A 6,696-nucleotide genomic window follows, 5' to 3' on the forward strand; every position below is an offset into this window, starting at 1 on the left:
GGTCCTGCCGCAATCAAAATAGACGGTGATGCACTTTTACTTGACGCTTGTGAACATTTTATGGGATGCGCGTCCAAGTAGCCAGACCGGGGACGCAAGCCATGACCACCGACCCGCTTTTCCAGCCCTACCAACTCAAGCACCTGACGCTGAAGAACCGGCTGATGATCACCAGCCACGAACCCGCCTATCCCGAGGACGGGATGCCGAAGGACCGCTACCGCGCCTATCACGTGGAACGGGCGCGGGCGGGCGTGGCGCTGACCATGACCGCGGGGTCGGCCTCGGTCGCGCGGGACAGCCCACCGGTGTTCAACAACATCCTCGCGTGGAAGGACGAGGTCGTGGGCTGGATGAGGCGGCTTTCGGACGAATGCCACGATCACGGTTGCGCGGTGATGATCCAGCTCACCCATCTTGGCCGCCGCACCCGGTGGGACAAGGCCGACTGGCTGCCGGTGGTGTCGCCTGGCCACGAACGCGAACCCTCCCACCGTGCCTTTCCGAAAAAGGCCGAGGACTGGGACATCGCCCGGATCATCGAGGATTACGCCGACGCCGCGGAACGGATGCAGGCGGCGGGGCTCGACGGCATCGAGCTGCAGGCCTACGGGCACCTGATGGACCAGTTCTGGTCGCCGCTGACCAACGATCTGGACGGGCCTTACGGCGGGAGCCTTGAGAATCGGCTGCGGTTCACCTTCGACACGCTGCGCGCCATCCGCGACCGCTGCGGGCCGGATTTCATCGTGGGTGTGCGGTATACCGGGGACGAGGATCTGCCCGGCGGGCTGACGAAGGCGGACGGGATGGAAATCTCGCGCCGCCTGCGGGACTGCGGGATGGTCGATTTCCTGAACGTCATCAAGGGCCATATAGATACCGATGCGGGCCTGACGGACGTGATCCCGGTGCAGGGGATGCGCAGCGCCCCGCATCTGGACTTCGCGGGTGGGGTACGGGCCGCGACGCAGTTCCCGACCTTCCACGCCGCCAAGATCCAGGACGTGGCGACCGCGCGCCATGCCATTGCGAGCGGAAAGCTGGACATGGTCGGCATGACCCGCGCGCACATGGCCGACCCCCATATCGTCGCCAAGATCCAGCGCGGGGAGGAGGACCGCATCCGCCCCTGTGTCGGCGCGAACTACTGCCTCGACCGGATCTACCAGGGCGGCATGGCGCTGTGTCTGCACAACCCCGCGACGGGGCGCGAACTGGAACAGCCGCATGTGACGCCAAGGGCCGACAAGCCGCGCCGCGTGGTGATCGTCGGGGCCGGGCCCGCGGGGCTGGAGGCCGCGCGTGTGTGCGCCGGACGGGGGCATGACGTGGTGGTGCACGAGGCGGCGAACGATCCCGGCGGACAGGTGCGCCTGACGGCACAGACCCCGCGCCGGGCCGAGATGATGCAACTGATCCAGTGGCGCATGGCGGAATGCGAACGCATGGGCGTCACGTTCCGGTTCAACAGTTTCGCCGACGCCGACGTGGTGCTGGCCGATGCGCCCGACGTGGTGATCGTCGCCACCGGCGGGCTGCCCCATACCGAGGTGCTGACCGAGGGCGACGATCTCGTGGTGTCGGCGTGGGACATCCTGTCGGGCGACGCCAAGCCCGGCGAAAACGTGCTGATCTACGACGACGCCGGGGATTACGCGGCGCTGCAGGCCGCCGAGAAAATCGCCGAAACCGGCGCGAAGGTCGAAATCGTCACCCGCGACCGCACCTTCGCGCCGGAAGTCATGGCCATGTCCCTGACCCCGTCCCTGCGAGAGCTGCAAAAGCGCGACGTGACCTTCACGGTGACATGGACGCTTGATGCCGTGGCGCGCGATGGCAACCGGCTTGTGGCGCTGTTGGGGAGCGATTACGGCGGCGTGTCGCGGGACCGGCACGTGGATCAGGTCGTCGTGAACCACGGCACGCGGCCGCTCGACGATCTGTATTTCGACCTGAGGCCCGGATCCACGAACCTGGGCGAGGTCGACTACGAGGCGCTGGTCGAAGGTCGCCCGCAAGCCGTGACCCGCAACCCGGACGGTGGGTATGCGCTGTTCCGCATCGGCGATGCCGTCGCCGCCCGCAACACCCACGCCGCCATCTACGACGCACTGCGTCTGTGCAAGGTGATTTAAGCCGACTCCGCAGGAGGCCGCGGCGCCGTGTGACCCCTGTGGCGCGCGGCAGGCATGGATCCGCGCGATCTGATCCGACGCACCATGGCATGGACCGTCATCGCATCGGCGCGGGGGGCAGGGTTGCTGAACGGTGTTCCGGTCGCCTGCATGCGCCGCCATCGCGCTGCCCGTTTTCAGCCGCTATGCGCGCCGTCCATGTCGCGACCTGAGCCGCCGGGGATAGCGCCATCCACGGCCTTCGCTTTCGGCGCGTTGGTTTTCTCGGCCCGATCTTCAGCGGGACGGTGCGCACCGGTGCGCCATGCGGCTTGTCACCATCAGCCGACTGGCAGCATTTTCACGTTCAGGCGCGCGCGCGGGGCGAATTCTGCTCGGTTTCGCCGAACAGATCCTCGGCCACGAACAGAAGCTGGTCGAGCCGATCATCGTCAAGACTGCCCGCCAGGCTGAGGACGCTTTCGATCCGCGGGTCATTGCGCCATGCGACGAAGGTTTCCACGATGTCGGGATCGTTGCAGACGAGGATCTGGTCCGCGATCCGTTGAAGCAGGGTCAGGCGCCTGTCATCGAGCTTCGACAACTGGACGAGGATGTCCTCTCGCGGGGATGGGGTCATGTGGGGTCTCCGTTTGTGAGTGTCACGTTTGTCTTGTCGCGGGTCTACTTCGTGGCCGAACTGTCGCCAACCGGCGTCGTCAGCCAGGCGCCCGTGCCATTGCGAAAATGACCGAGCACCAGTCCGGCAAGGATCAAGGCCACCGGATAGGCCAGCCCGCCCGGACCGCGCAGCGTCATCACGCCGACGACAAGGACGAGGCAGAACAGGCCGAGTGCGGACTCCCGGCGCTTGCGGGCAAGCTTGACCAGCACAGCCGCCGCCCCGGCGTAAAGCAGAAGAAAGTTCTGTCCCGCGAGCGTGAGCAGCGTGCCGAGCTCGAGAACGCCGGACCAGTTCGCGATGACGACCGCGATGAGCGCCGCACCCGTGACCGCAATCGCCTGCCGCGGCACGCCGCGGACCGTAGCGCTAAGCGCTGCGGGCATGAGGCCCTCGCCAGCCGCGGCATACACCATCCGCGACACCGCCCAGATCGCGCCGAGCAGGTTGGCGAAGATCAGCACAACCGACACGACCGACACCGCCAGCGTGCCCTTCAGGCCGAATGCGCCGCCGATGATTGCCGCGAAAGGCGCTTCGAACCCGTCGCCGAGGGCCGCTGCGTTCACCACGAGCGCGAGGCCGAGATAGAGCGCCAGCACCACGGCAAAGGACCCAGCCATGGCGAGGGGGATGTCGCGTCGCGGTGTTCCGAATTCACCCCCGAGACTGGCGGCGAGTTCCCAGCCCGTGAAGGCGAAGAACACCATCATCAGGACCGCACCGTAAGCGCCGAGACCGGGAAGTTCGGTTTCGACGGGAACGGCATCGGCAAGGGTCGGGCCCGTCACCGCCCAGCCCGCGGCAAGCAGGACGACGAGCGCCGCGACCAGTCCGGCCGCGAGCCACGCGTTCACACGCGCCGCGAGTCGGCTGGAGATCATGTTGGTCGCGGTCGCGGCCACGAGCAGGCCGAGCGCATGGGCCGCCGCCGGGCCGCCGAACGCGGTGGCCATGTAGTGCCCGCCGGTCATCGCGATGGCCGGAAGACCAAGAAGAACGGCCCCGAGAAACAGCAGTGTGCCGACCGCATATCCCGCATCGCCAAAGCCGCGCGCAAGGATGGTCGCCAGCCCGCCCGACGCCGGCCAGCGCCGCCCGAGGATCGCGAAGACCGCGAGCAGCGGTGCGGCAAGGGCCGCACAGGCCAGCCAGACCAGGAAAGCGCTGCTGCCGACCATCTCATAGGCGAGTCCGGGCAGGGTCAGCAGGCCGGCGCCGAGCACGATGTTGACCATCATGCCGGCGCCGCGCCACGCCGTCAGGGGTTTGTGAAGGTCAGCCATGCTGCGGCAGGTCCACAGGGTGGAAGGCGACAAGGTATGTCGCCCCCCCCTTGAGCGCGACCGACCCGCGCATCATGCCGGCCGGGAGCGAAATGACGGTGCCGGAGCCGCAGATCTTTTCGCCCTGGTCCCAGTAGAAACGCAAGGCACCGTCCAGGATCACGATCGTTTCGTCGGTCGGGTTGCGGTGCCAGGTGTGTTCCTTGCCCTCGACATCGCGCTGCAGCTCGATTGCGCCCTGGTCCGGCAGCACCCTGTCGAGCAACGCGCGAAGGTCCGTGACGTCGACTTGCGTGGTGAAGATACGGAAGTCGCCGTCGATGTCGTGGCGCGGGAGCTGGACTGCGTGGATCATGCGACCTTGCCTTTCCGTTCGGTATCGTCGGTATCGCCGCGGCGCGCCAATTGATGGAACGGGCAGCGCGGCGCTTCGTTCGTGTCTCCGATGAAATACTGCTGGTACTCGCGGGTGCCGGGCATTTCGTAGTGACCCAGGTGCGGATTGGGGGCAACAGCGTCGAAGGCTTCGAGCCGGTCATGGATCTGCTGGACCGCCCGCTTGGCGCCCGGCGCGTCCGTGTTCATGATCCCGTCGAAGATCCAGCGCGGCTGGAAGACGACCGTGAAGGACGTGGATCGCCGGCTCTGGCGCAGGACATGTGCGGGCGTGTTGCAGGCCACGAAGATCGGCTCGCCCGCGAAGCAGAACTCCCACCGGTCGGAATCGATCGTCCGGGGCACATCGGCTGGGCGCGGCGCGGTGTCGAGCCTTTCCAGACCGTCGAGAAGCGACCAGAAGCGGCCGCGATAATCCTCGATGGACTGCACCGGGCCGGGTCGTCCGAACACCACGAGCGAGGTCAGGCGCCCGAAGTTGCGTGCGTTGGTGACGTAGTCTTCCAGAATCGGCGCGACGCTCTCCGGCGTCAGCGGGTCCGGGAAGGCGAAGCGCAGTTCGTCCTTCTGCAATCCTGCCACGCCGAAGACGCAGGGAAACGCCCGCGTCTTGCTCGCCAAGGTCGATTCGAACTCGGAGAACACGATCCGCTGCCAGCTCGAGGTGGCGAAATGGTCGGAAACAGCGTGCCGCGACAAGAGGTTCGTCATTGTGGGTCACCTTACAGAGTTTCGTTTCGGAAAGGTTTCCGCACATCTGGCAAGAAATCATCTTTCGAATCGCAGATCCTTCTTCGTTTTGGAAAGAAACTGTCGTAAAACGTGCGGAACCGGTGAAGGATATGCCCATGCGACTGACCTCGACCGACAAGATGATCCTCGAGCTGCTCCGCGAAGACGGGCGGCGGTCGATCACCGAGATCGCATCGATCGTCGGCCTGTCCCGTCCAACCGTGCGCCATCACGTCGACAAGCTCCTCCGAGAGAAGGTGATCCGGCGGTTCACGGTGGAAATAGATACGCCGGGCGACAGTCGTCCGTCTGGTGTGCGCGCGATGTTCGACGTCCGCTTACACCGCAGCATTTGCGGCATCGTGTTTTCGTCGATCTCACATTGGAGCGAAGTGATCTCCGTCTGGTCCACATCGGGATCGACGGACATGCGCGTGCTGGTCGAAGCCGCCGACCAGAGCATCATCGAGGAGTTGCGCAACAAGCTTGCGCGGCATCCCGAGGTCGCGTCGCTGACCACCACGATGGTTCTCAAGACGTGGTGCGAGAGAATATCGGGCATCGAGGAACGAGCGCCCGAGGAATATATTATTACCAGACGGGGGGAGCCGGTATGAGGCCTTTCAGCAGCAAGGAAATTGACGTGATTCTTGGTAACGTGATCAAGCAGCATCGAAAGGCGGCAGGCCTGTCGCAGGCGGAACTCGGCAATGCAGCCGGGATAACCTTCCAGCAGATCCAGAAGTACGAATCCGGTCAGAACCGCATTTCGGTCAGTCGCCTGTTTCAGCTTGCTGCGACGCTCGGGCTCGAACCCGCGGCGGTCGTGACAGAGGTCCAGAGCGCGACGCGCGTCCGGTCGGTTCCCGCGGCGCTTCACGTGGCTGCATCCGGGCACTGATCGCGGCCCATCCCGCGGCTTGCGGTGCGGGGACCTGACCGGCAAGAGCGGTCAGGGCGCCACGGTCTTGCGCTGGCATGACCCGGTATGTCCGCGGTCGCCCTGGTCTTTGCCGGGGGCAGACCAGCCCATGGCATCGGGTCAGGAAGCAGCACAGCGCGGCCGAAGTCGGTGTCTGGGCATGTCGCGGGAACGCATCGTTTCCTCGCGCCCGACGGCATTGGCCTGTCGCGACGAACATGGCCATGGCGCATGGGCGCCTGTACGACTACCCTCGGCGCCAGTCCGACGGGATGGAAGGAGCCTGCGCCATGTCACTGCGGGATGCCGTCCAGAGCTTTCAAGCCACGCGCCGCGGCTTTCACGCGGCGCTGCGGTTCTGGCGTCCGCTGTTGCTGGCGCATCTTTTCATCAGGCTCGTGACGACGGCGGTACTGGTGCCGGTCATCGGTGCGCTTCTCGCGGGCTGGCTGTCATTCTCGAACCAGAGCGCGCTGACGGACCAGGACATCGCGCGGTTCCTCTCATGTTCGTTTGTCAAGTTTTTCGCGCGAGGCGATGACCCGGCGCCGTCTTCGCTGC

At 65.7% G+C, this 6,696-nt stretch carries 7 protein-coding genes and 1 pseudogene; 4 read left to right on the top strand and 4 right to left on the bottom strand.

Features of this window, described 5'->3' with window-relative positions; all coding sequences use genetic code 11:
* The first annotated feature begins 101 nt into the window (after window positions 1-101).
* Window positions 102-2,138, top strand: coding sequence for an NADH:flavin oxidoreductase (locus DDE13_RS06795; protein WP_111402749.1), 2,037 nt, complete (start codon window positions 102-104; stop codon window positions 2,136-2,138).
* 346 nt (window positions 2,139-2,484) lie between these two features.
* Here the strand turns inward: DDE13_RS06795 and DDE13_RS06800 are convergent, their stop codons facing one another.
* From DDE13_RS06800 to DDE13_RS06815, 4 genes are read right to left on the bottom strand one after another with little or no spacing between them, the layout of a single operon-like run.
* Window positions 2,485-2,757 carry a hypothetical protein gene (locus DDE13_RS06800; RefSeq protein WP_111402751.1) on the bottom strand — a complete coding sequence of 91 codons (273 nt, stop codon included), beginning with the start codon at window positions 2,755-2,757 and terminating at the stop codon, window positions 2,485-2,487.
* A 44-nt stretch (window positions 2,758-2,801) separates the two neighbouring features.
* Window positions 2,802-4,085: an APC family permease gene (locus DDE13_RS06805; RefSeq protein WP_111402753.1), complete on the bottom strand. Its 1,284-nt coding sequence runs from the start codon at window positions 4,083-4,085 to the stop codon at window positions 2,802-2,804.
* Entirely contained in the window at window positions 4,078-4,440 is a 363-nt protein-coding gene (locus DDE13_RS06810; protein WP_235868619.1) for a cupin domain-containing protein, read from the bottom strand. Before DDE13_RS06810 ends, DDE13_RS06805 begins: the two co-directional genes overlap by 8 nt.
* Window positions 4,437-5,192, bottom strand: a complete 756-nt coding sequence (locus tag DDE13_RS06815) for a YqcI/YcgG family protein (protein ID WP_111402755.1) — start codon at window positions 5,190-5,192, stop codon at window positions 4,437-4,439. The genes DDE13_RS06810 and DDE13_RS06815 overlap by 4 nt, the downstream gene beginning before the upstream one ends.
* Window positions 5,193-5,329: 137 nt before the next feature.
* Here DDE13_RS06815 and DDE13_RS06820 point away from each other — a divergent pair, with 137 nt between their 5' ends.
* The 3 genes and pseudogenes from DDE13_RS06820 to DDE13_RS06830 all read left to right on the top strand — a co-directional run.
* On the top strand, window positions 5,330-5,830 hold the full coding sequence (locus DDE13_RS06820) for an Lrp/AsnC family transcriptional regulator (protein WP_162630891.1): 501 nt from the start codon (window positions 5,330-5,332) through the stop codon (window positions 5,828-5,830).
* Window positions 5,827-6,114 (top strand): helix-turn-helix domain-containing protein, encoded by a 288-nt coding sequence (locus DDE13_RS06825; protein WP_111402759.1) that lies wholly within the window; start codon window positions 5,827-5,829, stop codon window positions 6,112-6,114. The genes DDE13_RS06820 and DDE13_RS06825 overlap by 4 nt, the downstream gene beginning before the upstream one ends.
* Before the next feature lie 311 nt (window positions 6,115-6,425).
* Window positions 6,426-6,696, top strand: a pseudogene (locus DDE13_RS06830) (hypothetical protein); the annotation flags it as partial.

This window comes from Meridianimarinicoccus zhengii (assembly GCF_003254465.1).
GTDB lineage: Bacteria > Pseudomonadota > Alphaproteobacteria > Rhodobacterales > Rhodobacteraceae > Meridianimarinicoccus > Meridianimarinicoccus zhengii.

Bases quoted from the DNA above. Each gene is read 5' to 3' on its own strand.
- DDE13_RS06815 (WP_111402755.1), bottom strand. From the start codon at position 5,192: ATGACGAACCTCTTGTCGCGGCACGCTGTTTCCGACCATTTCGCCACC.
- DDE13_RS06820 (WP_162630891.1), top strand. From the start codon at position 5,330: ATGCGACTGACCTCGACCGACAAGATGATCCTCGAGCTGCTCCGCGAA.
- DDE13_RS06825 (WP_111402759.1), top strand. From the start codon at position 5,827: ATGAGGCCTTTCAGCAGCAAGGAAATTGACGTGATTCTTGGTAACGTG.
- DDE13_RS06795 (WP_111402749.1), top strand. From the start codon at position 102: ATGACCACCGACCCGCTTTTCCAGCCCTACCAACTCAAGCACCTGACG.
- DDE13_RS06805 (WP_111402753.1), bottom strand. From the start codon at position 4,085: ATGGCTGACCTTCACAAACCCCTGACGGCGTGGCGCGGCGCCGGCATG.
- DDE13_RS06810 (WP_235868619.1), bottom strand. From the start codon at position 4,440: ATGATCCACGCAGTCCAGCTCCCGCGCCACGACATCGACGGCGACTTC.
- DDE13_RS06800 (WP_111402751.1), bottom strand. From the start codon at position 2,757: ATGACCCCATCCCCGCGAGAGGACATCCTCGTCCAGTTGTCGAAGCTC.